Genomic DNA, 859 nt, shown 5'->3' with positions numbered 1-859 from the left:
TCGTTTTTGAGACTTGTTTTAGTTTTAAGTATTTTTCTATAAAATATCATCAAAACCATATCAAAACTTATCTCAAAATCATAGTATTAATACTTGACCACTAAGTTAAGTTATGAGACTATATATTTATAAAATTCAACCAGTTCGTATTTATATACAAAATATAAATTTAATTACTATAATTTCAAAAGGTAAAGGAGCTATTTTATGTTAATTGGATATGCAAGAGTCTCTACACAAGATCAGCATTTAGAATTACAAACGGATGCTTTAGAAAAAGCTGGATGTGAAAAGATTTTTACAGATATAGCAAGCGGAGCTAAAACTGAACGTAATGGATTAGAAGAAGCTTTAACATATTTACGTGAGGGAGATATATTAGTTGTTTGGAAACTTGATAGACTTGGAAGATCATTAAAGCATTTAATTGAAGTTGTAATTGCTTTAAGTGAAATAAACATAGGATTTCAAAGCCTTCAAGAAAAGATTGATACTACTACCAGTGGTGGTAAATTAATATTTCATATATTTGCCTCTCTTGCTGAGTTTGAACGAGATATAATAATAGAAAGAACAAATGCTGGGCTTAAAGCTGCAAGAGCTAGGGGAAGAATTGGTGGAAGACCAAAGGTAATGGATACTAAAAAGATTTCTATGGCAAAATCGCTAATTAATGATTCAAATAATTCTATAAAAGATATTTGTGAAACTTTAAATGTTTCTAGGGCAACTCTTTATCGTTATTTAAAGGAAGGTAATAAATTGGAAACTAATTTGAAATAATAAGTTACGTGTAATACATATAAACATCGTGTAAGTTATCTTAAATACTAGTATTTGTTGCTTAACCTATAGATAA

General features: G+C 28.2%; 1 protein-coding gene. It reads left to right on the top strand.

Annotated elements, in window-relative coordinates; all coding sequences use genetic code 11:
* Window positions 1–207: 207 nt before the first annotated feature.
* Window positions 208–783 (top strand): recombinase family protein, encoded by a 576-nt coding sequence (locus tag KPL55_RS25760; RefSeq protein ID WP_216309592.1) that lies wholly within the window; start codon window positions 208–210, stop codon window positions 781–783.
* Window positions 784–859: the final 76 nt, after the last annotated feature.

This window comes from Clostridium lacusfryxellense, from assembly GCF_018861735.1.
GTDB classification, from domain to species: Bacteria; Bacillota; Clostridia; order Clostridiales; family Clostridiaceae; genus Clostridium_AD; species Clostridium_AD lacusfryxellense.
The sequence above is the reverse complement of the archived record's forward strand: the minus strand, read 5'-3'. Positions and strand labels throughout refer to the sequence as shown.